The sequence below is a fragment of the Flavobacteriaceae bacterium genome (assembly GCA_003443635.1).
Lineage (GTDB): Bacteria > Bacteroidota > Bacteroidia > Flavobacteriales > Flavobacteriaceae > AU392.
The window spans coordinates 915,575-941,488 of sequence record CP031964.1; the positions used below are offsets into that span (position 1 = coordinate 915,575).

The 25,914-nt window shown below is 30.6% G+C and carries 27 protein-coding genes; 13 read left to right on the top strand and 14 right to left on the bottom strand.

Annotated features, from left to right (window positions below; all coding sequences use genetic code 11):
- The first annotated feature begins 19 nt into the window (after positions 1–19).
- Both gldB and gldC read left to right on the top strand, forming a co-directional pair.
- The gene (gene gldB, locus D1817_03985; GenBank protein ID AXT19055.1) at positions 20–982 is read left to right on the top strand and encodes a gliding motility lipoprotein GldB; all 963 of its coding nucleotides are present in this window, start codon (positions 20–22) and stop codon (positions 980–982) included.
- Positions 982–1,320, top strand: coding sequence for a gliding motility protein GldC (gene gldC / locus D1817_03990; protein AXT19056.1), 339 nt, complete (start codon positions 982–984; stop codon positions 1,318–1,320). The genes gldB and gldC overlap by 1 nt, the downstream gene beginning before the upstream one ends.
- On the opposite strand, the gene D1817_03995 is transcribed toward gldC, so the two are convergent.
- From D1817_03995 to D1817_04025, 7 genes are all read right to left on the bottom strand, one after another.
- The gene (locus tag D1817_03995; GenBank protein ID AXT19057.1) at positions 1,321–2,601 is read right to left on the bottom strand and encodes a rod shape-determining protein RodA; all 1,281 of its coding nucleotides are present in this window, start codon (positions 2,599–2,601) and stop codon (positions 1,321–1,323) included.
- Positions 2,601–4,466, bottom strand: coding sequence for a penicillin-binding protein 2 (gene mrdA / locus D1817_04000; protein ID AXT19058.1), 1,866 nt, complete (start codon positions 4,464–4,466; stop codon positions 2,601–2,603). Before mrdA ends, D1817_03995 begins: the two co-directional genes overlap by 1 nt.
- Entirely contained in the window at positions 4,463–4,969 is a 507-nt protein-coding gene (locus tag D1817_04005) for a rod shape-determining protein MreD (GenBank protein AXT19059.1), read from the bottom strand. The genes mrdA and D1817_04005 overlap by 4 nt, the downstream gene beginning before the upstream one ends.
- Positions 4,962–5,786, bottom strand: a complete 825-nt coding sequence (mreC, locus tag D1817_04010) for a rod shape-determining protein MreC (GenBank protein ID AXT19060.1) — start codon at positions 5,784–5,786, stop codon at positions 4,962–4,964. The genes D1817_04005 and mreC overlap by 8 nt, the downstream gene beginning before the upstream one ends.
- A gap of 11 nt (positions 5,787–5,797) precedes the next feature.
- Positions 5,798–6,826, bottom strand: a complete 1,029-nt coding sequence (locus tag D1817_04015; protein ID AXT19061.1) for a rod shape-determining protein — start codon at positions 6,824–6,826, stop codon at positions 5,798–5,800.
- 110 nt (positions 6,827–6,936) lie between these two features.
- Complete coding sequence (purH, locus tag D1817_04020) at positions 6,937–8,469, bottom strand: bifunctional phosphoribosylaminoimidazolecarboxamide formyltransferase/IMP cyclohydrolase PurH (GenBank protein ID AXT19062.1); 1,533 nt, start codon at positions 8,467–8,469, stop codon at positions 6,937–6,939.
- Positions 8,470–8,612: 143 nt separating this feature from the next.
- The gene (locus tag D1817_04025; GenBank protein AXT19063.1) at positions 8,613–9,083 is read right to left on the bottom strand and encodes a GAF domain-containing protein; all 471 of its coding nucleotides are present in this window, start codon (positions 9,081–9,083) and stop codon (positions 8,613–8,615) included.
- A gap of 89 nt (positions 9,084–9,172) precedes the next feature.
- Here D1817_04025 and xrtF point away from each other — a divergent pair, with 89 nt between their 5' ends.
- The 9 genes from xrtF to D1817_04070 all read left to right on the top strand — a co-directional run bounded on the left by xrtF (position 9,173) and on the right by D1817_04070 (position 17,118).
- Positions 9,173–9,721, top strand: coding sequence for an exosortase family protein XrtF (gene xrtF / locus D1817_04030; GenBank protein AXT19064.1), 549 nt, complete (start codon positions 9,173–9,175; stop codon positions 9,719–9,721).
- Complete coding sequence (locus tag D1817_04035; GenBank protein ID AXT19065.1) at positions 9,714–10,142, top strand: exosortase F system-associated protein; 429 nt, start codon at positions 9,714–9,716, stop codon at positions 10,140–10,142. Before xrtF ends, D1817_04035 begins: the two co-directional genes overlap by 8 nt.
- A 56-nt stretch (positions 10,143–10,198) precedes the next feature.
- Positions 10,199–10,606 (top strand): hypothetical protein, encoded by a 408-nt coding sequence (locus D1817_04040; protein ID AXT19066.1) that lies wholly within the window; start codon positions 10,199–10,201, stop codon positions 10,604–10,606.
- Positions 10,607–10,716: 110 nt separating this feature from the next.
- Complete coding sequence (locus D1817_04045; GenBank protein AXT19067.1) at positions 10,717–11,484, top strand: hypothetical protein; 768 nt, start codon at positions 10,717–10,719, stop codon at positions 11,482–11,484.
- A 29-nt stretch (positions 11,485–11,513) separates the two neighbouring features.
- Entirely contained in the window at positions 11,514–11,861 is a 348-nt protein-coding gene (locus tag D1817_04050; protein AXT19068.1) for a copper chaperone, read from the top strand.
- Between the two features lie 10 nt (positions 11,862–11,871).
- A complete protein-coding gene (locus D1817_04055; protein AXT19069.1) occupies positions 11,872–12,702 on the top strand; it encodes a hypothetical protein in 831 nt (276 codons plus the stop codon).
- Between the two features lie 101 nt (positions 12,703–12,803).
- A complete protein-coding gene (locus D1817_04060; protein ID AXT19070.1) occupies positions 12,804–14,966 on the top strand; it encodes a TonB-dependent receptor in 2,163 nt (720 codons plus the stop codon).
- A 1-nt stretch (position 14,967) separates the two neighbouring features.
- Positions 14,968–15,324, top strand: coding sequence for an ATPase (locus D1817_04065; protein ID AXT21223.1), 357 nt, complete (start codon positions 14,968–14,970; stop codon positions 15,322–15,324).
- A 159-nt stretch (positions 15,325–15,483) separates the two neighbouring features.
- On the top strand, positions 15,484–17,118 hold the full coding sequence (locus tag D1817_04070; protein AXT21224.1) for an amidohydrolase: 1,635 nt from the start codon (positions 15,484–15,486) through the stop codon (positions 17,116–17,118).
- A 77-nt stretch (positions 17,119–17,195) separates the two neighbouring features.
- Here D1817_04070 and groL read toward each other — a convergent pair whose 3' ends face one another.
- The 7 genes from groL to miaB all read right to left on the bottom strand — a co-directional run bounded on the left by groL (position 17,196) and on the right by miaB (position 23,924).
- Positions 17,196–18,836, bottom strand: a complete 1,641-nt coding sequence (gene groL / locus D1817_04075) for a chaperonin GroEL (GenBank protein ID AXT19071.1) — start codon at positions 18,834–18,836, stop codon at positions 17,196–17,198.
- 104 nt (positions 18,837–18,940) lie between these two features.
- On the bottom strand, positions 18,941–19,216 hold the full coding sequence (locus D1817_04080) for a co-chaperone GroES (GenBank protein AXT19072.1): 276 nt from the start codon (positions 19,214–19,216) through the stop codon (positions 18,941–18,943).
- Positions 19,217–19,413: 197 nt separating this feature from the next.
- Positions 19,414–19,755, bottom strand: coding sequence for a preprotein translocase subunit SecG (secG, locus tag D1817_04085; GenBank protein AXT19073.1), 342 nt, complete (start codon positions 19,753–19,755; stop codon positions 19,414–19,416).
- Between the two features lie 2 nt (positions 19,756–19,757).
- Entirely contained in the window at positions 19,758–20,648 is an 891-nt protein-coding gene (locus D1817_04090; protein AXT19074.1) for a hypothetical protein, read from the bottom strand.
- Between the two features lie 10 nt (positions 20,649–20,658).
- Complete coding sequence (locus D1817_04095) at positions 20,659–21,165, bottom strand: hypothetical protein (GenBank protein AXT19075.1); 507 nt, start codon at positions 21,163–21,165, stop codon at positions 20,659–20,661.
- A gap of 55 nt (positions 21,166–21,220) precedes the next feature.
- Complete coding sequence (locus tag D1817_04100; protein ID AXT21225.1) at positions 21,221–22,474, bottom strand: sigma-54-dependent Fis family transcriptional regulator; 1,254 nt, start codon at positions 22,472–22,474, stop codon at positions 21,221–21,223.
- A gap of 4 nt (positions 22,475–22,478) precedes the next feature.
- Positions 22,479–23,924 (bottom strand): tRNA (N6-isopentenyl adenosine(37)-C2)-methylthiotransferase MiaB, encoded by a 1,446-nt coding sequence (miaB, locus tag D1817_04105; protein ID AXT19076.1) that lies wholly within the window; start codon positions 23,922–23,924, stop codon positions 22,479–22,481.
- 152 nt (positions 23,925–24,076) lie between these two features.
- On the opposite strand from miaB, the gene D1817_04110 reads away from it, so the two are divergent.
- Complete coding sequence (locus D1817_04110; GenBank protein ID AXT19077.1) at positions 24,077–24,856, top strand: hypothetical protein; 780 nt, start codon at positions 24,077–24,079, stop codon at positions 24,854–24,856.
- 3 nt (positions 24,857–24,859) lie between these two features.
- Positions 24,860–25,822 carry a DUF2219 family protein gene (locus tag D1817_04115; GenBank protein AXT19078.1) on the top strand — a complete coding sequence of 321 codons (963 nt, stop codon included), beginning with the start codon at positions 24,860–24,862 and terminating at the stop codon, positions 25,820–25,822.
- The last annotated feature ends 92 nt before the right edge of the window (positions 25,823–25,914 follow it).

Here is a 25,914-nt window from a genome sequence, read left to right on the forward strand (position 1 = left end):
AAGTTTTCAATATTAAAATATGCGAAAGTTATTTAGTGTTATTATAATTGTATTTGTTCTTCTTTTTTCTTGTGAGAAAACAAATAAGTTAGAGGAGGAAATAGATTCTATTTCGATGGATGTTTCTGTTGAGCGTTTTGATCAATTATTTGCAAATACATCTCCTGAAAATTTATCGAAGTTAAAAGAAGAATACTCATTTATGTTTTCTAAAAGGTATAACGATTCTGTTTGGATTAATAGAATTAATGATACTTTACTTCAACAATTAGCGATAGAAACCAAAAAGAAATTTAGTGATTTTAGTGAAGTAGAATCTGAAATAGAATCTTTTTTCAAGCACTTAAAACATTATAATAAAACATTTAAAAAACCAAGAATTATAGGTTATACAGATTATGTTGACTATAGAAATAAAATATTTGTAACAGATTCTATTGTTTTAATTGCATTAGATACTTATTTAGGAAGTACCCATGAATTTTACCAAGACATACAACGATATTTAGTGCAGAATTTTGAGTCCTCACAAATTGTTTCAGATTTAGCCTCAGAGTATGCTAAACAAAAAGTTTATCAATCTAAGCGGAAAACATTTTTAGATGAAATGATTTACTATGGTAAAGAATATTATTTTAAAGATGTAATGATTCCTTTTAAAACTGATGCAGAAAAAATTGGATATACATCTGATCAAATAAATTGGGCTATCGCTAATGAATATAATATCTGGACCTATTTTGTAGAAAACGAATTGTTATTTGATACAGATACTAAACTTGTAGTTAAGTTTATTAATCCGGCACCATTCTCGAAATTTGGATTAGAATTAGATAATGAATCTCCAGGACGCTTAGGTAGATATATAGGTTGGCAAATCGTTAAATCTTATATGGATAATAATGAAGTATCATTAGAAAAATTATTGACAACTGAAGCCGAAGAAATTTTTAATAAAGCAAAATTTAAACCACGCAAATAATGGCAAACACACATACTTCTAAAATTGAACTTACTATAGGATTAGATGAGAATAGGATTCCAGAAAATTTATCATGGACAGCTCCTGATGGAGGAGTAATGAATGAAGAGGCAAAGGCAATATTATTATCGGTTTGGGATAGTAAAGCAAAAGAAGCATTACGTATTGATTTATGGACCAAGGATATGCCTGTAGATGAAATGAAAATCTTTTTTCATCAAACTTTAGTAGCTATGAGTGATACATTTAATAGAGCAACTCAAGATGAAAAAATGACGGCTACAATGAAAGATTTTTGTGATTATTTTGCTGAAAAATTAGAGCTTAAAAATAATTAATTACCATTCGTTAATTCGATTAGAATCAAGTTTTACAAATATAAATAATAGTAAAGTAAAGCCCCAAAGCCCAGAACCACCATAGCTTAAAAACGGAAGTGGTATACCCACTGTTGGTATTAAACCCATAACCATCCCGATGTTAATCATAAAGTGAAAAAATAGGATAGCTGCGAGACTATAACCGTAGATCCGACTGAATTGAGATTTTTGAAGTTCAGCTAAAAATAAAATTCGCACTAAAAGCAGTACAAATAAGAGTACTACAAAACTACTCCCTAAAAACCCCCATTCCTCTCCTACAGTACTAAAAATATAATCTGTATGCTGTTCGGGTACAAATTTCCCAGTAGTTCGTGTGCCTTCTAAAAAACCTTTTCCCAAAAAACCTCCAGAACTTATTGCTTTTTCAGATTCACGCAAATTATAAGCAAAAGTTTTTTTCATTTGCTCTAATCTTACAGGATCTTTTTCTAGACGTAACCATAAGCTTATCCTATCTTTCTGATGTGTTTTTAAAACAGAATTATAAAAAAACTGGACTCCAAAAGTGAATCCTACACAAATTAGAGAAATAAAAATAGGACGTAATATGCTAGACTTTTTTCTTTTAATAAAAAAGTGATGTACAAAAATTAATATGATTGCAATTATAAATGTAGGAATTGCAGAAAATTTTAAAGTAGATACTGCTAATGCAATTATCCCGAATATTATATATAAATAAATATTGGAAATGCCTTCTCTATAAAACACAAAAAATAAAGCAGTATAAACAAGCGTACTTCCAGCATCATTTTGAAGTAGAATTAAAAATGCGGGTAATAATATAATAGCAAGTGTTTTTAACTGATCTTTAAGAGTTGTAATATTAGTTTGTAAATCACTGATATATTTTGCAACTGCTAGTGCTGTAGCAACTTTTGCAAATTCGCTAGGTTGAATTGTCATTCCTCCAATTGCGTACCAGGATGTTGCTCCATTTACGTTTTTTCCGAAAATAAAAAGCCCTAAAAGGGACAATATTGCAGTAAAATAGATAATGCTAGCAAAACGTTCATAAAACTTTGCTTCAAGAGATAGTACTAAAAGAATTAATACAAAAGAAAAAAGTATAAATACAAGTTGTTTGCCATAAGGTTGACTCATGTCAAAATAACTTGTGATTTCCCCTGAAGCAGATGCAGACAATATATTTAACCATCCAAAACTTACTAAAAGTAAAAATAGAAGGATTATAATCCAATCGAATTTTAAATTTTTACTTCGATTCAAATTCATTATTGATTAATCTTAAATGGTAATTTACTATAAGGTTTTAGATATTCTTCTTCTAAACTTTTGTTAAGAACTAATTGTTCCATTTGCTTCAATGTAACTTCACCTTTAATATACTTTTCGATCATTAAACTGGCAATTCGCCCAGCCCAACGCGCACCATAATAACCATTCTCTACTAAAACAGCTATAGCAATTTTAGGATCTTCTTTTGGAGCAAATGCTACAAAAATAGAATGATCAGTAAGTTGAGTTTTTTTACCTTCAATTAAGGTGAAATTTTCTGCAGTCCCGGTTTTACCACAAATATCAATCCCTGGAACACGTAAAAAATTAGCCGTTCCATTTTTGTTATTATATACATCAAATAAACCTTCTACTACAGGTTCGAAATGACGCTTATCAATTGTAGTTTTATGAGGTGTCTTGTATTTTGAAGGAATTGTATCTCCTTCTATCTCTTTTATAATATGTGGAGTATAATAGTGTCCTCTATTGGCAATCGTTGCGGTTAAGTTAGCCAATTGTATTGGAGTTACTAAAACTTCACCTTGTCCAATAGAATTTGAGATAGTTGTTGTTGCTCTCCATCGAAAATCTGGATATCTTTTATCGTAATAAGCCCCATCAGGAATATTACCTTTTTTACCAACAGAAAGGTCATTATTTAAAAAATTTCCTAATCCGAAACTTTTAATGTGTTTACTCCATATGTTTGTAGCTTCAGTAGGATCGTCATATTTATCAATAGTTTTTCTATATACGGTAGCAAAATATGAATTGCACGATTGAGCAATACCACTATTTAAATTATGAATACCAGATCCGCAATGACAACCCATAGGGCGATTACCCCCGTAATGATAGGCTCCAGTACAACGTACAGTAGTATGAGTGTCAATTACTCCTTCTTGAAGCCCAGCTAGAGCAATTAAGGTTTTAAATGGAGAACCAGGTTCATGCATTCTTAATAACCCCTTATCTACCAATGGAAGGTGAATAGAATCGTTATTAAGCTTAGTATAGTTTTTAGAACGCTCCCTTCCTACCAAAAGATTTGGATTGTAAGAAGGGGCAGAGACTAAACTTAAAATTTCACCACTGCTAGGCTCTATAGCCACAATTGCACCAATTTTATTTTGCATTAATTCTTCACCGTAAGCCTGTAAATTCGAATCAATAGTAATTTTAATGTCTTTTCCAGGCTTAGCAATTGTATCTGAATTACCATTATTAAAAGGGCCTATATCTCTATTAAATCTATCTTTTTGAATAAACTTTACACCTTTTTCACCTCTTAATACTTCTTCATATGAAATTTCAATACCACCTTTTCCTATTAAATCTCCTTGTTTGTAATAAGTATCTCTATTAATAGTGCTTTGATTTACTTCAGCAATATACCCTAGCACATTAGCTCCAATAGAAGTTTGATAATCTCTTAATGAGCGCTTTTGGATATAAAATCCACGATATTTTCTCATTTTCTCAGCTAAAACACCATAATCTTCCTTTGATAGATGAGATAAAAATACTTGAGGGATCCTAGGAGAATAAGTATGTCTTCGTTTATAAATTGATTTAAAATCTTCTTTGGTTATTTTTAAAAGGTTACAAAACTCAATGGTATCCATCGCTTCGACTTCACGAGGGATAATCATGACATCATAAGATGGTTGATTTGCAACTAGAAGCTTTCCATTTCTGTCGTAAACATAACCTCGTTTGGGGTAATTAAATACTTTACGAATAGCGTTATCGTCATGTGGATTATATTCTTGAGCTGAATATATCTGAAGATAAAACAACCTAATCATAAAAATTATGCCTACAAAAACGACACTTGATAAGAGTAATAGTTTTCTCATCTACTTTTTTTAGAAAATAAAATAGTTATTAAAATACATAGTATAATTGTAAATATACCTGAGAAGAACGATTTTTTAAGTATCAAAATTATCTTATCAGTGCTAAAAATTTCTAAACTGAATAAAATAATGTGATGTGCTAGTGTGATAATAGTAATATATGTAATCCTTTTGGAAAACTCTGTAGAACTAAATTTTATAGTTTGATGATCATATAATGCACCAAAAGAAAATTTTAAAATTACAGGACGTATATATGCTATCGTAACACATGCGGCTGCATGGACTCCTCCAGAATCCAAAAATAAATCGAGTGTTAAGCCTAGTAAAAAACTAATAAAAAGAAAAAGTAAGCGATTATTTTTAATTGGAAAAAGTATGATGAATAAAATATAGATATAAGGATTGACGTACCCTAAGAAATTGATATTGTTTAAAATAAGAGCTTGCACTAAAATTAAAGTGATAAATCGCAAGATATTTAGAGTAACAATATTATTCATCTTGATCGTTTAAAGTTGAAATTTCTTTAGCATCTCGATTTTCAATAATATAAACATGACCAATATTAGTCATATCATTAAATAAATTAACTTGAATAGTATAATAATTCTCTGTTTCATCAAGCTCAAAAGAAGAAATACTACCTATGCCTATTCCTTTAGGGAATATGGTAGAAAAACCTCCAGTAATAATAGAATCGCCAATATTTAAATCTATTTCTGCTTGTTTCGGAACATCCTCAAGTTGAACTATATTAGGGAATTTGCCATCCCATTTTAATACTCCAAAATGATTTGTATTTTTTAGTTGTGCATTAATCCTGCTATTTGAGTTTAGAATTGAAATAACTCTAGAATATTTTTTAGAAGTATTATCGATAATCCCAATAATACCTTTTGAGGTAATAACCCCATAATCTTCTTTTATACTGTCTCGCTTTCCTTTGTTTATTAATAAATAATTGTTGAGTGAAGAATAACTATGGCTGTAAACTTTAGCAGAAGTTAATTTGTAAGTACTAGTACTATCTATCTTAATAATACTATCATTTAAATCATCTCCTTTTGTATTAAATAAAATTGATTTTAAACGATTATTTTCTTCTAATAAAATTTTATTTTCATTTTTTAAATTAAAATAATCTCCAATACTACTTACAGTCCCATAAACACCACCTGTTAAAAAATTAGCAGAGTTTATAAATTTACTTTTATGATAAGAATGCGATTGAAACGTTAGTGATAATGCTATCCCAAAAAGCAACAAAAACAAAATGAAAACTTTGTTTCTAATTATAAAGTTAATTATTTGTTGCATTACTTACTTGATTATTTAATCAATACACTCTTGTATTTAGGAAGGTTTTTGAGTACAATTCCAGTACCTCTAACTACAGCCCTTAAAGGATCTTCTGCAATATAAACAGGTAAATCTGTTTTTTGAGACAAACGTTTATCTAAGCCTCTAAGCATAGAGCCACCACCAGCTAAATAGATCCCTGTATTATATATGTCTGCAGCAAGCTCTGGAGGAGTTTGAGATAGAGTTTCCATTACTGAATCTTCAACTCTTAAAATAGATTTATCTAATGCTTTAGCAATCTCTCGATATGATATCTGTACTTGCTTTGGTTTTCCAGTTAATAGGTCACGCCCTTGAACACTCATTTCTTCTGGCGGAAGGTCTAGATCTTCAGTTGCAGCACCAATTTGAATTTTAATTTTTTCAGCTGTTCTGTCCCCAACATATAAATTATGTTGAGTGCGCATATAATAAATAATGTCGTTTGTAAAAACATCACCTGCTACTTTTACAGATTTATCGCATACAATTCCTCCCAGAGCAATCACAGCGATTTCTGTTGTTCCTCCACCAATATCTACAATCATATTACCTTTAGGTTGCATGATATCGACACCAATACCAATAGCAGCAGCCATGGGTTCATGAATAAGGTATACTTCCTTCCCGTTTACACGTTCACAAGATTCTTTAACAGCACGCATTTCAACTTCTGTAATTCCAGAAGGAATACAAACTACCATTCGAAGTGCTGGAGAAAATAATTTTTTCTTTAATGCAGGTATATTTTTGATAAACATATTTATCATTTGCTCAGAAGCATCAAAATCTGCAATGACACCATCTTTAAGAGGTCTAATGGTTTTGATGTTTTCATGAGTTTTACCTTGCATTTGGTTGGCTTCTTTACCAACAGCTATTATTTTTCCAGTAATCCTATCTCTTGCTACTATTGAAGGGCTATCAACTACAACTTTATCGTTGTGAATAATTAGCGTATTTGCTGTTCCTAAATCTATTGCAATTTCTTCTGTTAAGAAATCAAAAAATCCCATACGTTATTGATATTATTGAGGGGTTCTTAAAATTATTTTACGTGTATGCGTAAATGTAATAAATTATACGTTACGAATGTTAAAATAGATTTTTAAAAAACAGCTTTATTTTAATGCTTAAAATGTCTAACCCCAGTCATTACCATAGCAATATTATTATCATTGCAATAATCGATACTTAATTGATCTTTTATTGAGCCTCCTGGTTGGATTACAGCACTAATTCCAGCATTGTTAGCAATTTCTACACAATCAGGGAACGGAAAGAATGCATCACTTGCCATTACAGCTCCTTTTAAATCAAATTTAAAAGATTGTGCTTTATGTATTGCTTGATTTAAAGCATCAACACGACTTGTCTGCCCCGTGCCACTAGCGCATAATTGCTTGTTTTTTGCCAATACTATAGTGTTAGATTTTGTATGCTTACATATTTTAGAAGCAAATATTAAATCGTCTAATTCGTTTTGATTAGGTTCTGACGTAGTCGCATTTGTTAATTGCGAAATGCTATCTGTAATATTATCTTTATCTTGAACTAAAATACCATTTAAACAAGTCCTTACTGTAGTTTGAGGTAAATCTAAATCGTTTAAGATTAATAAAATTCGATTTTTCTTTCCTTTTAAAATTTCTAAGGCATCATTACTAAATGAAGGTGCAATTACTACTTCGCAAAATAAATTATGGATTTCTTCTGCAGTAATTTTATCAATTTCAGTATTACAGATTAAAATACCTCCAAAAGCAGAAACTGGATCTCCAGCTAAGGCATCTACATAAGCTTGGTGTAATGTTTCTCTTTGGGCTAACCCACAAGCGTTATTGTGTTTTAAAATAGCAAATGTAGGAGCGTCACCTTTAAATTCGTTCATTAAATTTACAGCAGCATCTACATCTAAAAGATTATTATAACTTAGTTCTTTACCATGAAGTTTTGTAAACAAACCATCAAAATTTCCGAAAAAATACCCTTTTTGATGTGGGTTTTCTCCATAACGTAATACCTTACCGTTTGGTTCACTTATTTTTAAAACAGCTTCATTATTATTTTGATTAAAATAATTAAAAATAGCACTGTCGTAATGTGACGATACATTAAACGATTTTGTAGCAAAACGCTTTCTGTCTTCAATAGAGATACTTCCGTTATCTTTAGAAATTAAATCTAAAAACTCAGCATAATCATCAACTGAAGATACACAGATAACATCTTTAAAGTTTTTTGCAGCAGCTCGAATAAGAGAAATACCTCCTATATCAATCTTTTCAATAATATCTTGCTCACTTGCTCCAGAAGCTACTGTTTTTTCAAACGGATATAGATCAACAATTACAGCATCAATTTGGGGAATTTCAAATTCTGCTAATTCTGAAACATCTTGAGGGTTATCTTGACGATTTAAAATACCTCCAAAAATCTTTGGATGTAATGTTTTTACACGACCTCCTAATATAGATGGATATGAAGTAACATCTTCTGCTGGAACAACATTAACCCCTAAATCGTTTATGAATTTTTGTGTGCCTCCAGTTGAGTAAATTGTAACTCCTTGTTCGTCTAATTTTTTTACAATAGGTTCTAAACCTTCTTTGCTAAAAACTGATATTAATGCAGATTTAATCGTCTTAAAGTCGCTCATTTGTTGTGTTAGTTTTAAAGCCACAAAAATAGCACTTTTAATGAGAAATTTAAGATTGCATTTAATTTAAAAAACAGCGTTTTTTTAACTAAATAAGATAGTTGTTAACAGCTATATGAAATTTTAAATAAATAACTTTTAAATTATAAACTTAAAACATCAAGTTTTTCTGCAACTTGTTTACAAATAAACTCTAAAAAGCGTTCGTCTTTTTCTGTAAATGGATCAATAACATTAGAATCTATGTCTATTTGACCAATATTTTCACCATTGACAAAAATGGGAACTACAATTTCAGATTTTACAGAAATACTACACGATAAGTAATTGTCTTGAGCAGCAACATCTGGAACAACAAAGTTTTCATTACTCACAGCAACTTGTCCACAGATACCTTTTCCGAAAGGAATAATAGTGTGATCTGTTGGAGCACCAACATAAGGGCCCAATTTTAATTCTTCTTTATCACCATTTCTAAAATAAAACCCTACCCAATTATAATAATCTACGTGAGCTTCTAAAAGCTCGCATATTGCATAAAGGCGTTTTTCAACCGTTTCATTTGTATTTGAAACTATTTCGGTTACTTTTGATTTTAGATTATCTAATGACATATGCTGAAAAATTTTGACAAAAATATTTAAAATTGAAAAAAAACATTCAAAAAAAATAGATAATTTTAAATACAATAAAACGATTTAAATTGAAACATCTTTTTATAAAATATAAGTCGGTAATACAATTTATACTTACGTTTTTAGGTGTATATATAGTACTATCTTTATCTTATAAATTTTACCTAGATTATTCCAATAAATCATCATCTGCAGATTATATAACAAGCCAAGTAGCCAAGCAAAGCGAATCTTTAATTGGGGTTACTGGTTATGAAGCACAAGTGTTGCCTCACCCAAACGAACCATCAATAAAAATTTTAGTGAACGATAAATATATTGGACGTGTGATAGAAGGATGCAACTCTATAAGTATTATTGTTTTGTTTGTATCTTTTATAATAGCTTTCAAAGGAAAATGGAAAACAACTCTATTATACTTATTGGTAGGAAGTGTTTTAATTTATATTGTGAATTTAATTAGAATAGTCATTTTATCCATAGGGTTATATGAATACCCAGAAAAAGAAAAACTACTACATACTGTTATTTTCCCGTTAATTATCTACGGAATGGTTTTTTTATTATGGATGTTTTGGGTAAACCGATTTAAAACATTAAACCCTAAAAATGAATAAGATTATCAAATATGGTTTAGTAAGCTTACTAATATTTTTATTGGTTTTAATTCGTGTATTTCAAGATGAATTATTTTACGATCCTTATTTGCAATTTTTTCAAAACGATTTTTTATATATAGACTCTCCTCGTCGAGAAGTATTTAAATTAACTTTATTTACAACCTTAAGATTTATACTAAATACAGCATTATCACTAGGGATTATTAAATTGCTTTTAACAGATAAAAGCATTGTAAAGTTTTCAGCAATACTATATGGTATTGCATATGTTATTTTATTAATTTTATTCTTGTATTTTGTGTTAAACCCAAGACAAGAAGACTATTATATCTTTTTTAATATTCGAAGATTTCTTATTCAACCTATAATTTTAATCGTGTTATTACCTGCATTTTATTATTATAAATTAAAACAGTAATTGTTAAGTGTTTCGTAAAAAGAGTATTAATTTTTTAGTTTTTGTATCTTTGTACCTTGTTAAAAGAATTATTACATAAAGTTTTTTCTATAAGTTTAGCGCTAATAGTATTGTGTTCAACACTATCATTTACTGTTGAAAAACATTATTGTGGATCTTTTTTAGTTGATGTAGCGTTGTTTAATTCTGTTGAAAAATGCGGAATGGACACTGTTATGAATTCTAATGAGAATGAAAAATCATGTTGTAATGATGAGATTGAAGTTATTCAAGGTCAAGATGAGTTAAAAGCGCTTACTTTTGATGATTTAAATTTTGAACAACAGCTTTTTATTACCGTTTATACATATTCTTATATTAATTCTTTTAAGGGATTAGAGAATAGAACGATATCTTTTTTAGAATATCCACCACCACTTATTGTCAGGCAACTCTTCAAACTTGACGAGGCTTATTTAATTTGATTTTTTATTATTTCTAATAACAATGCGCATGAGTATTGTTACTTGATTGTATACCAATATTTGGATGCAATTATAATTTTATAGAAAAATAATAATCAAAAAGAACAATAATGAAAATATATATAGGATCATTTATAGCAATGCTATTTAGTGTTGTTAGTTTAGCGCAGGGTCCTCCAATTACTTTAGATAAAATTATTTTATTAGGAAGTGACAGTTTTACTGCGAGAACACTAATAGAATATAGAAATACTGAGCGAGGAAATTTTGTATATATTCCTTTTAGTCTAAGTTATTTACCTACCTCTAATACATCTATAGCTATAGATATTCCATTTATTACCTATGATTTTGAATCTGCTTCCAATGGAAGTGGTTTAGCAGATATAAGATTAACTGGTAAATATCAGTTTTATCAAAAAAATGCTACAGGCAAAACATTTAGAGTATTAGCAAAAACAGAGCAAACTTTACCAACAGGAGAAGAACTGGATTTATTAGGATTGAGTACAGGATTGTATCAAGGATACTATGGTATATTAACAGGTTATGAATCTTTAAAATTTGGAATAACTAGTGAATTGGGATATAATTGGATTCCTAATGGAACCTTAGATCATTTAAGATACAAGCTAGGGTTTGGATTGCCTCTATTAAAACCACAATTCCCTAATAAACAAATCAACTTGTATTTTGAATATAGCAATTTTTGGATTTTTGAAAGAAATTGGTATCAATTGCTATATGCACAGGGAATACAGTATGCAGGAAAGGATTTCACAATAGATGTTTCCGTTCAAGTTCCTTTGGTGAATGATGTAGATACTGGTCGTGAATTGAATTACTCCTTATTCCTTGGTGGTAGATACACTTTTTAAAATATTATAAATAATTAAAAAAATAAAAAATGAAAACAAAAATAATAATGACACTGTTTCTAGGATTGGTTTCAGTATCAACAATACAAGCTCAAAAAGAACGTGATAGTTTTAAAATTCAAGTGGATGGATTAGGATGTCCTTTTTGTGCTTATGGGTTAGAAAAGAAATTTAAAGAATTTAAAGGAATAAAAAACGTAGCTATAGATATTGAAACAGGTGATTTTACTTTCACTTACCCGACAGAAAAGAAATTAACTATTTTACAAGTTGAAGAACAAGTGAAAAAAGCAGGTTATACTCCAGTTACTATGAAAATTACTAGAGCCAATGGAGAAATAGAAGTTTCTGAAAGTAAAATAGAAAATACACCTTAAGTATCTGAAAATGAAGAAAATTTTAATAATGCTAAGTTTTACTGTAATTATTGCTAGCTGTAACTCCTCTAAAAAGGAGATAGCTAAGAAATGGGTATTACAGGAAACAATTAATATAGACGAAGTCAACCCAATTGGTATTACCTTAAAAGGAGAAGAACTGTGGTTATCTGATGCAGACCATAATCGATTAGTAAATATTGATAATAAAGGAAATATACTTAAAATTATAGATGGCTTTGATAGACCAATGCATATTTCTGCTAATGCTACTTCTATTTATGTGCCTCAATACGGATCTGATACGATTGCAATTGTAAATAAGGATGTACGAAAGGTATTGCCCATAGAAATAAAATTAGACGCTCCAGCTGGAGTGTCTAATTTTAAAAATGAGATAGCGATTGCTGATTTTTACAACAATCAAATTCATTATTTCAATGGCACACAATGGAATAGTTTTGGAAGTGAAGGCAATGCTAATGGACAATTTTATTACCCTACAGATGTGCAGATTACGTTAGATGAAATTTGGGTTGCTGATGCTTATAATCATCGAGTTCAGGTGTTTGATAAAACAGGTAATTTTTTAAAAGCAATTGCTTATAATCAAGGAATAAATGCTGCTACAGGAATTTATGTTTCAGAAAATGAAGTTTTTGTAACTGATTTTGAAAATGACCGTGTTTTAATTTTTGATCATCAAGGAAATTTAAAACAACAATTAAAAGATCAAGTGCATAAACCTACGGATATGATTATAAAAGGTGAAACTTTATATACTCTTAATTATCGAAAAGGCACTTTGAATTCTTATTTTCAAGAACCCATAAAAAAATGAAATAGAAAACTTAAATTATAAATGTATTGAAACACATTATATATATCATATTATTATTTCCTATTGTACTTTTTTCTCAAAATGATTTAAAAGGTATAGTGATGGAAGTAAATGAAAATAATGAAGAAATTCCTCTTGGAGGAGCTAGTATATTCTGGCTCGATACCACAATAGGGACAACGACAGATTTTGATGGAACATTTACAATTCCTTATAAAAAGGAATATGCAAAGTTGGTTATAAGTTATGTGGGTTTTAAAACAGATACACTAACAATTACAAATGTTAAACCTATTAAGCATATTCTACAGTCAGAAAATAGTTTGGACGAAGTTTCTATTACTTCTCAAAAACAAGCTACACGAAAATCGTATTTGCAAGCGGCAAATATTTTAAATATTAGTAGCGATGAGTTACTTAAAGCTGCTTGTTGTAATCTGTCTGAAAGTTTTGAAACCAATCCGTCTATCGATGTTAATTTTGCTGATGCCGTTTCTGGAACAAAACAGATAAAATTATTAGGTTTAACAAGCCCATATATTTTAATCGCTACTGAAAATATTCCATCTATACGAGGTGCTTCGCAAGCGTACGGGTTGAGCTTTATTCCAGGTACTTGGGTAGAGAGCATTCAAATTACTAAAGGAGCAGGAAGTGTTATTAATGGCTTTGAAAGTTTTTCAGGGCAGATCAATGCAGAACTTCAAAAACCAAGAGAAAATGATAAGCTATTTGTTAATGCATATGCATCTGGGAGTGCACGATTTGAACTGAATACACATTTAAATAAAAAAGTAAGTGATCGATGGGATACAGGTTTGTTTGTTCATGGTAATTTACGAGAATCCAAATTTGACAGAAATAACGATTCGTTTCTGGATGTACCTTTAATGAAGCAAGTTAATGTGATTAATCGTTGGCAATATACCGATACTCAAAATGGGTTTGTGAGCTTCATTAACTTTAGATATCTCAATGACGAAAAACAATCCGGTCAAACACAATTTAACCCTGATATAGATAGGTTGACAACTAATGCTTGGGGTAGTGAAATAGATACTGAGCGTTTTGAGGTGTCTGCTAAACTGGGTTATGTAAACCCAGAACTACCTTATCAAAGCATTGGAGCTCAATTTGCCTATAGTAATCATGATCAAAATTCATTTTTTGGATTAAGAACTTATGACATTACGCAAAATAGCCTATACTCTAATATTATCTATAACTCTATTTTAGGAGATACTCGACATAAATTTAAAACAGGAATAAGTTTTACTTATGATGATTATGATGAACTAGTTTTAGGGGATGTGTTTAAGAGAACTGAGCGCTCTGTAGGAGGTTTTTTTGAATATACATTTGATAATATAGATGATCTTAATTTAACCGCAGGTGTACGAATAGATACTCATAATTTATTAGGAACATTTATAACACCTAGATTTCATTTACGGTATACACCTTGGGAAAGATCGGCATTAAAAGCATCTTTTGGTAGAGGAAAGCGTAGTGCTAATATTTTTGCTGAAAATCAGAAATTTTTTGCAAGTTCACGATCTATTAATATTTTAAATTCAGACGGACCAATTTATGGGTTAGAACCTGAAATCGCTTGGAATTATGGAGTGTCGTTTCTTCAAGGATTTAATCTTTTTGGAAGAAAAGCTGATGTAACATTAGATTTTTATAGAACAGATTTCCAAAATCAAGTAATAGTAGATTCTGAAAATCCTTTAGAGCTTAATTTTTATAATTTAGAAGGTGATAGTTTTGCTAATAGTTTTCAAGCTGAATTTAATTATAATTTAGCAGAACGATTAGATTTACGATTTGCATATAAATTTTATGATGTAAAAACCGATTTTCTTTCAGGAGAATTGCAAACTCCTTTAACCCCTAAAAATCGAATATTTGCCAATACATCCTATGAGACCAAACAAAAAGATAATGAAGCTCAATGGAAGTTTGATGCTACATTTAATTGGATAGGAGAGCAGCGCTTTCCTTCAACTGTATCTAGCCCTATAGAATTTCAACGATCAAACTTTACACCAACAGTTATAACACTTAATGCACAAATAACTAAAGTGTTTTCTAAAACTTTTGAAGTATATTTAGGAGGCGAAAACATAAATAATATAAGACAGGATAATCCTGTTGTTAGTAACGATAACCCTTTTGGACAAAACTTTGATACTACTTTTGTGTATGGTCCAATTTTTGGAAGTACATATTATGTAGGATTAAGATTTAAAATTGAATAAAATGAAAAAAATAATAGTATTGTTAATAGCACTATGTTTAAGTGTAGTAACATTTGCTCAAAATAAAAATGAAAAAGCGTCAATTGAAGTAGATGGTGTGTGTTTAATGTGCAAACTGCGTATTGAGAAAGCTGCTATAAAAACCAAAGGAGTTAAATCTGCTGTTTGGAATATAAAATCTCACGAGTTAAAACTTATTTACGATCAACGTAAAACTAATTTAAAGTCAATTCAACAAAATATTGCAGCTGTTGGGCATGATACTAAAGCAATAAAAGCAACTGAAGAAGCTTATAATAGTGTAGATCCTTGTTGCAAATATCGTGATGAAAAAGTCGTGAATGATCATAAAAACTAATTGAAAAAGCCAGAAATTAATTTCTGGCTTTTTTTTTATAATTTCGGACAAATACTAAAGCAATTCTAAATGAAACGAATTTCATACTTTTCCTTGTTTATAGTTACATTAATAATGTTTCTTACATCTTGTACAAATAATAAAAACGTAGAAGCTTCAATGCTTATCTATGGAGGCACTATTTACACAGTTAATAATGATCAAACTATAGTTGAAGCAGTAGCAGTAAAAGGAGATACTATTCTTTTTGCCGGTGCTTTAAAGGAAGCAGAAAAACTTAAAGGAGAAACTACTGAATTGATAGATTTAAAAGGGAAAACTATGACTCCTGGTCTTATTGAAGGGCATGGTCATTTTATGGGGCTAGGGTATAATGAAATTAGTTTAGACTTGTTGGGAACAACGAGTTATCAATCTATTATTGATGCTGTAGCAAAACGTGTTGAAACAGCAGAGCCGGGTGAATGGATTACAGGTCGTGGATGGCATCAAAGTAAATGGGATTCTTTACCTGAGAATTTGGTAAAAGGATTTCAAACTCATTTTAGATTGAGTGAGGTGTCGCCTGATAATCCAGTATATTTAAGTCATGCTAGTGGGCATGCAGGTTTTGCAAATGCAAAAGCTATGGAAGTTGCAGGTTTAACAGGATTGTATAAAGAAGGCTTAGGAGCTTATAAGATTGAAGGAGGAGAAGTCATTTTAGATGAGGGAGGGCGTCCAACAGGTGTTTTTAACGAGCGAGCGCAAACTTTGATAACAAGACATGTTCCAGATAGAACAGCAGAAACAGATAGACAAGCGTTTGATTTAGCCGTTAAAGCTTCCCATAGAAACGGGATTACAAGTTTTCATGATGCAGGTATTCCTAGGAGAACTATTGAATTTTACGATGAGATGCAGTCTAATGATAAAATGGATGTACGTATCTATGCTATGTTGACAGGGTGGGATAAAGAATTACTGAATGAATGGTATACTAAAGGCGCTAGAATTGATCCAGACCACAAATTTACGATTCGCTCCATAAAGTTGAACTGTGACGGAGCACTAGGTTCGAGGGGGGCATGGTTATTAGAACCCTATACAGATCGCCCAGATCATTTTGGACACGAAACTTTACCAATGGAGTTTGTGAGAGAGACGGCTTATAATGGATTGCAAAATGGATTTCAGGTTTGTGCGCATGCTATAGGAGATAGAGCTAATAGAGAAATTTTAGATCGCTATGAACTAGCAATGAATGCTCTTGGAGGTAAGGCTGAAGATCATAGATTTAGAATAGAACATGCACAGCACCTACATCCTGATGACATTCCACGTTTTGCAGAACTAGGTGTGATTCCTGCTATGCAGGCAGTTCACATGTCGTCTGACCGCCCTTGGGCAATTGATCGCCTTGGTGAGAAACGAATTAAAGAAGGAGCATATATGTGGCAAGATTTATTGCAGAGCGGTATACCGATTGTTAACGGTACTGATGTGCCTGTGGAACCTATTAATCCTATAGCGAGTTTTTATGCAAGTATTAGCCGTAAAACATTAAAAGGACTTCCAGAAGAAGGTTACGAACCAGAACAGAAAATGACTCGGACTCAAGCTTTAAGATCTTATACACTAGATGCAGCCTATGGTGCATTCGAAGAAGATATTAAAGGATCAATAGAGGTAGGGAAACTCGCTGATTTCACTATTTATAATCAAGATTTAATGACAGTTCCAGAAAATCAAGTGCTTGATACAAAAGTAGTGATGACTATTTTCGATGGTAAGGTTGTGTTTGAAGATAAATAAACTTAGAAAACTAAATAAAAAAGACCCTTGATTTTATCGTCAAGGGTCTTTTAATTTATATATAATACTATATTATATTACATCATTCCTGGCATTCCACCACCCATAGGAGGCATTCCACTAGCGCCTGCAGGAGCATCTTCTTTAATGTCTACTAAGGCACATTCTGTAGTTAAGATCATTCCAGCAACAGAAGCAGCATTTTCTAATGCAATACGTGTTACTTTTTTAGGATCTATAATACCAGCTTTTAGCATATTTACATAAGTTTCAGATTTTGCGTCATAACCAAAATCACCTTTCTCTTCAGAAACTTTATTAATAACCACAGAACCTTCTCCTCCAGCATTTTCAACAATAGTACGTAAAGGTGCTTCAATAGCACGAGCTACAATTTGTACACCAGTTACTTCGTCAAGGTTATCAGTAGTTATTTTTTCTAAAACAGATTTAGCTCTTACTAAAGCAACACCACCACCAGCAACAATACCTTCTTCAACAGCAGCTCGAGTAGCGTGTAAAGCGTCGTCTACACGATCTTTCTTTTCTTTCATCTCTACTTCAGAAGCAGCGCCAACATAAAGTACAGCAACACCACCAGCTAATTTAGCTAAGCGTTCCTGTAATTTTTCTTTATCGTAATCACTAGTTGTCGTTTCAATTTGTGCTTTAATTTGGTTTACTCTTGCTTTAATTTCTGTAGCTTTTCCAGAACCATTTACGATAGTAGTATTATCTTTATCGATAGTTACAGTTTCTGCAGTTCCTAACATTGTTAAATCTGCATTTTCTAAAGAAAACCCTCTTTCTTCAGAGATTACCACACCTCCAGTTAAGATAGAAATATCTTCTAACATTGCTTTACGTCTGTCTCCAAATCCTGGTGCTTTTACAGCAGCAATTTTAAGACCGCCACGTAATTTATTAACTACTAAAGTAGCTAAAGCTTGACCTTCAACATCTTCTGCAATTATTAAAAGAGGTCTTCCAGATTGTGCAACTGGTTCTAATATTGGAAGAATTTCTTGTAAATTAGAAATCTTTTTATCGAATAATAAAATGTATGGATTTTCTAAATCAGCGATCATTTTATCAGCATCTGTCACAAAATAAGGCGATAAATACCCTCTGTCAAATTGCATTCCTTCAACAACATCTACATAAGTGTCTGTTCCTTTTGCTTCCTCAACAGTAATAACACCTTCTTTACCTACTTTGCCAAATGCTTTTGCAATTAATTCACCAATAGTATTATCGTTGTTTGCTGAAATAGATGCTACTTGTTGAATTTTTTCTGAAGAATTTCCAACTTTCTTTGCTTGCTTCTCAAGATCTGTAGTAATTGCTTCGACAGCTTTATCTATACCACGCTTTAAATCCATTGGATTTGCACCTGCAGCAACATTTTTTAACCCTTCTTTTACAATTGCTTGTGCTAATACGGTTGCAGTTGTTGTACCATCTCCAGCTAGGTCATTGGTTTTTGAAGCAACTTCTTTTACCATTTGTGCCCCCATATCTTCAAGCTCATTTTCTAGCTCAACTTCTTTAGCGACAGTAACACCATCTTTTGTTACTTGAGGTGCTCCAAATGACTTGCTAATAATTACATTACGACCTTTAGGTCCTAAAGTTACTTTTACTGCATTTGCTAATGCATCTACACCACGTTTTAAACCGTCACGCGCTTCTACATCAAATTTTATATCTTTTGCCATTGTTAAAATTTTAATTTTAGCATTTCCATGAAATTGGAAATCTATTTGTTATAAATAATAATTTAGTTTTGATTAAAGAGATTCCTGTTTTCACAAGAATGTAATTATACGATAGCTAAGATATCGCTCTCACGCATAATTAAATAATCGTTACCTTCAAGTTTGAGCTCTGTTCCAGCATATTTGCCATATAAAACAGTATCTCCAACTTTTACAGTAATAGGATCATCTTTGGTACCGTTACCAACGGCAACTACATTTCCTTTTTGAGGTTTTTCTTTGGCATTATCTGGAATGATAATTCCTGAAGCTGTTGTAGTTTCAGCTTGAAGTGGCTCTATAAGAACACGATCTGCTAATGGTTTAATATTTAATCCCATTGTTTTTATTTTTTTGATTAATTAAATTATGTTTAACGCATTAGCGTTATTCTAAAATTGTGCCAATAGATTAATGCTGACAAAATTTCATTTCACTGTAATTTCTAGTTAATATTAATTACAAAAAATGCCAACTTTTACAGTCAGCATTTTTAATGTACTATTATAAATTAATAACTCTTCTAGTTATTAGTTTCTTAATTGTTTTCTGTTGTTGGAGGCGGAGGTGGTGTCGTTTCCGTACTTACTGGCTGTGATGTTGTCGCATTTTGATCTAAAGCTTTAGATTCTGATGTTCCGTTTGGGCCACCAATAGCAACATTAGATAATAAAATTAATGCTAATAATAAGGTAGCTAATGCCCAAGTACTTTTATCTAAAAAATCCCCTGTTTTTTTTACACCACCTAATTGTTGTCCACCACTACCACCAAATGATGATGATAATCCACCACCTTTAGGATTCTGTACCATTATTACTACAACTAGTAAAAATGCTACGATAATGATTAGACCTAAAAATATTGTAAACGTACTCATTATTATATAGTATTATGTTTTTGTAATTCTTTTACTGCTTGAATTTGGTCTGCAAAGAAACTACTTTTTTCTGGATATTTCAAACTTAAAATTTTATAAGACTGAATCGCTTTATCGTAATTTTTTTGCTCCACATAAATCCGCGCTAATGTTTCAGTCATCAGGGACTTAGGCTTCATCATTTGAGCTTTAGCAATGTTATGTGATTTCCCTTCTTTTTTTACAGGTTCAATCTTTGGGTTATTGGCAATAAACTTATCTATTAAGTCAAATTTGTTTGTCTTTTTGACTTCTGTAAGATCGTTTTTGATTTGCTTCTTTTTGTCTCTAATAATAGGTTTGAAGCTTGTTATTTTTAACCATTCGCCAAAAGAATGAGCTTCATTTTTATTAAAGTTTAAAGGTTTGCCAACTTCAAGAATTTCTTTTGGTGTTTTTGTTGTTTCTGTTGAGTCAGCTGTGAATGTATCTGTAGTAATATGCTTTGCTTTAAATAAAGAAGGGTTTAAAGTAGGCTCTGTATCTTTTATATACTGTTTTAGTGTATCGTCAATAATCACACTTTTGTTAATAGAAATATCTTCAACATCTTTAACTTCAATATCTTTTATGTGCTCTAAATTCTGTTTAATATATTCAGAAACTTTATTTTGAATAAACTCTTCAGAAGTAATAAAATCAAATAAAATACTTCTATCTGCAGTATGAGCAGCAGTTGTTTTTAATTCTTGATTATATTTGAAGCTATCTTCGTTTTTAAGCCCTTTTAAATAAATTGCTCTTACCGATTGAAAATAAGGAAACTCATTAATAATAGATTTGATCTCATTAGTTTGTTTGTCATCCAAAGTTTGCGGATGTTGTAGTAAATATGTGAGATCTGTAGTATTCATTTATTTAAACTTACCAATTTGCTAATGAAGCATTAAATATATCTTGAGTAATACGTTCAAAAATCTCTTCTTGAGCTGTAGTTCTTAAAGCAGGAGATAAATCTGCAGCACCTTCAAAATCAAAGAAAAAAGAAAATGGTTGTTCAAAATCTGCTTCAGGATCTTTTTTGTTAAAATAACGAACATTAACTCTAATAGTTAAACGATTTTGTGCAGCGGTATTATTTGCAGTAGCGGTAGTGGGAGATACTCTATAATCTATAATTTCACCTTCGTAAACTAAATCTCCATTAAATTTTACAAGCTCTAAACTTGTTTGATCTCTTAACAAATCTGTTAATGTATTAGTGAAATCTCGATCTATACCAGGTTCAATTAATTGCGAATTATTTTGAAAAAAATTAACTTGAAAACTATTCGTGCCTTCAGGAATAGATGCTCCTGTAAACGAATAGCTAATACAGCTTATTGATGTTAATGTAATAGCAATTATTAATATATATTTTAATAGTTTCATTTAGATGTTTTTATTTTAAAACGAAATTAAGTCAAAAGAGATTGTCTATTTAAACTTATAAATCAAATTGTTTAATTTTTCTATATAATGTGCGTTCGCTAATACCTAGCTCTGCTGCTGCTAATTTACGTTTTCCATGATGACGTTCTAGCGATTTTTTAATTAATTCTAATTCTTTGTCATGAAGCGAAAGTGTTTCTTCTTCTAAAACTTCTTCAGCAAAATGATATTTATCTTGAGAATCTTCAATTATCTCAACAGTTGGAGGGTTTTGTTGAGGAAGAGATAAAACCTCTAAATTTTCCTTATGATCAACATCATCCTCTCGGTATATTTTCTGAATTAAACTCTCATTATCTTTTTGAACATCTTTATTATTTCCCTCTTGCATAAGCTTCATGGTTAACTTTTTAAGATCATTTAAATCACTTTTCATATCAAACAGCACCTTGTATAAAATCTCACGCTCGTTACTAAAATCACTTTCAGATTTCGAGGTATTAATAACTGCTGGTAAATTTTGACCAACATCTGGTAAATAATGTCTTAATGTATCTATAGAAATGGCTCTATTTTGTTCTAATACAGAAATTTGCTCTGCTACATTACGCAATTGCCTAATATTACCACTCCAACGATATTTTAAAAGTAAACTAATAGCTTGTTCATTTAATCTAATGGTAGGCATTTTGTATTTTAGAGCAAAATCACTGGCAAATTTTCTAAACAATAAATGAATATCTTCTTTTCGTTTACGGAGAGCAGGTAGATGAATTTCTACTGTACTTAATCTGTAATATAAATCTTCTCTAAATTTTTCTTTTTGAATGGCTTCAAACATATTAACGTTTGTTGCTGCTACGATTCTAACATTTGTTTTTTGTACTTTACTGGAACCTACCTTTATAAATTCTCCATTTTCTAAAACACGAAGTAAGCGTACTTGAGTAGTTAAAGGTAATTCTCCAACTTCATCTAAAAAAATGGTACCCCCATCTGCAACCTCAAAATAACCATTACGGGTTTGTGTTGCTCCTGTAAAAGCGCCTTTTTCATGACCAAACAATTCACTATCAATTGTACCTTCAGGAATAGCACCGCAATTTACTGCAATAAATTTACCGTGTTTACGATGTGATAATTGATGAATTATTTTAGGAATACTCTCTTTACCTACTCCACTTTCTCCAGTAACCAAAACAGAAATGTCTGTTGGAGCTACTTGTATAGATTTTTCAACAGCACGATTTAAACTAGGATCATTCCCAATAATTCCAAAACGTTGTTTTATAGCTTGAATTGATTCCATAGTTTTAATTATTTTCAGAATAACCAATGGCATCACCAATAAGTGTTGCGCTAGTACAATCTTTAGTTTTTACGTTTACAAAATCACCTATTTTGTAATGTTCTTTGGGGAATACCACAACTGCATTATGCTCGTTTCGTCCAGACCAATGTTTTGAGGATTTTTTAGATTCTTTTTCTATAAGAACTTCTACAGTTTTATTAACAAATTGTTTAGTTCGGTATAAACTGTGTTTTTGTTGTAAATCTACAATTTCTGCTAACCTGCGTTTTTTTACCAACAGAGGCACATCATCATCTAATTTACGCTCCGCAAGAGTTCCTGGACGTTCAGAATAAGCATACATATATCCAAACGAATATTTAATGCTGTTCATTAAACTTAAAGTATCTTGATGATCTTGTTCTGTTTCTGTAGGAAACCCAGTTATCATGTCTTGACTTACTGTGCAGTCTGGTAAAATATCTTTAATATTTTTAATTAACTCAATATATTCCTCACGTGTGTGTTGACGATTCATTTCTTTTAAAATGCGATTACTACCACTTTGTACTGGTAAATGAATGTAGTTACAGATATTTTTGTATTTCGACATAGTTTTAATCACATCCAAAGACATGTCTTGAGGATTAGATGTCGAAAAACGAATACGCATTTTAGATTGTGCTTCAGCACAAAGTTCTAATAATTTAGAGAAATTTATTGCTGTTGCTTTTTGTATCTCTGAAGCATTTGCAAAATCTTTTTTAAGCCCACCTCCATACCATAAGTAACTATCTACATTTTGACCTAATAATGTAATCTCTTTAAAGCCCTTATTCCATAAATCGTTTATTTCTTCAATAATACTCTGAGGATCTCGACTACGTTCACGACCTCTTGTAAAGGGGACAACACAAAAAGTGCACATATTATCGCAACCTCTTGTAATAGAAACAAGTGCAGTAACCCCATTTGTATTTAAACGTACAGGAGCAATATCTCCATAAGTTTCTTCTTTAGAAAGAATAACATTTACGGCATTACGACCTTCATCAACTTCTGCAATCAAATTAGGTAAATCTTTATAAGCATCAGGTCCAACAACAAGGTCTACTATTTTTTCTTCTTCTAAAAATTGCGTTTTTAGGCGTTCAGCCATACAACCTAAAACACCAACTTTCATTTTAGGGTTAACTCGTTTTACAGCATTGTATTTCTCTAAGCGCTTTCTAATTGTTTGTTCTGCTTTATCGCGAATAGAACAAGTATTAACTAAAACTAAATCCGCATCTTCAAGGTTACTGGTTGTATTAAAACCTTCTTTAGATAATATTGAAGCTACAATTTCACTATCGCTAAAATTCATAGCGCAACCATAGCTTTCTATAAAAAGCTTTCGTGTATTACTTGTTTTTTGATCTAAAACAAGGTGTTTCCCTTGTTTGCTTTCATCAATAATCTTCTCCATAAATATTCTTGAGACTTTTTAAGGTCAATAAGTATGCAAAGATACAATTTATTTATACTTTGTGACAAAGTGTCATACCTGTATAAATATTTTTTGTGAGATATATTTTATCTCTCTACATTTGATCGCTATTGTAAACGATTAGCTAAATTATGAATACAATTAATTATTTATTAGATAAAATTAGCAATTCAAAACAGTTAGATTTTGGAACTGTTTTTAGTAATTCTTTTGAATTGTTTAAAAAAACTTGGATACAAGGATTCTTAATGAAATTGATGACGATATTAATAACGCTTCCATTAATAATAATACTTTACATTCCATTAATATTTCTTTTTATAGCTCAGATTAATGAAGGAGATTACGATCCAGAAATATTTTCTGCCTTTTTTGCTGGATTTTCTATTATATATATAATATTCATTTTTGTTGGAGTATTTGTTTTAGGAGCAATGTCAATGGCAATTAACGCTGGATTTTATAGAATAATGATGCTTTTAGATAAAAATGAGCAAGTGAGAATATCTGATTTGTTCTATTTTGTGAAAAGTAAATATTTAGGTAAACTACTTGTCTTATTAATAATTTCAATGATCATATCAGTAATTGCAGCATTATTATGTGTACTACCTGTTTTTTATGTAATGGTGCCTATTTCTTTTTTTACTGTAGTTTTTGCATTTAATCCAGATCTAAGCGCAGGAGATATTATAACGATTAGTTTTAAATTGGGAAATAAAAAATGGCTAATTACATTTGGCTTGCTAATAATATCTTCTATGCTAACAAGTATTGCTGTTACGGTTACTTGTGGATTAGCAGCATTATTTGTATCTGCGTTTATATATCACCCAACATACTTAGTTTACAAAGAAGTAATAGGCTTTAATGATGAAAGTGATTTAATTAAGATAGATGTTCAATATTAAACAATATTAATACTGTTTTTTACTTTGAAATTAATATTTACCACAATATTTAAACTCCTTAAACAATTAACTTTATTGTTATTGGTATTACATACTTGTATAACATATTCGCAAGACATAAACGAACAAATAGAATTTAAAATAGATAACGATAAATTTTTATTTATAGACAGATATTATACTAGTGGTTTATTTATAACTTATAAAAAGCAACTAGAAAACGATTTTATATTTGATAATATTGAAGGTAATAAACTTCAATTAAATTTAACATTGGGTAACGAAACATATACACCTACAGATTTGAGTTCTTTTGACTCTTCTAGATTTGATAGACCTTTTGCAGGTTGGCTTTATGGAAGTATTGAAATTGTTAAAATAAAAAGTAGGTCTGCATTATTTTTAGCATTAGAAGGAGGTGTTACTGGAGATGCTTCATTATCTGGAAGCTTGCAGCAAGGATTTCATGATTTGTTTGATTTAGGTAATAGGCCAACTTGGGCAGAACAAATAGGATTTAAAGTGTTATTTAATTTTAAATTAAAATACATTTATAATTGGCAGCTTAATAAAAATAATACATTTCAAATTATAACAAAACCTAGTTTAGGAACAAAAGATATTTTTGTTAATAATGAAGTCAGATATGTTTTTGGAAAATTTAATACATTTAATGAAACTTCTGGAATTGGAGTTGTTAATAGTTCTTTAAACAATGAGTTTTTTGGCTTTATAGGACTAGGGCATAAATATGTAATACATAACACATTGTTGCAAGGCGGAATTACTAGAAATGAAACTACATTTACGGCGAGTCCAACAAGAAATGTATATAAATTGGATGTTGGAAGTACACTTAAAATAAAACGAAATACATACAAACTAGTTTATAGTTTTAATACTAAAGAAACTAAATTATCTTCCTCTCATGGCTACGGGTCTTTTACATATGCAAGAAGTTTTTAAAAAAAAGTAATTGTATTAAATAGAAGCTAAAACAATATAAAATTAGGTTCATATATTTTTTTTCATATACATTTGTACCTTCAAAAAAATAT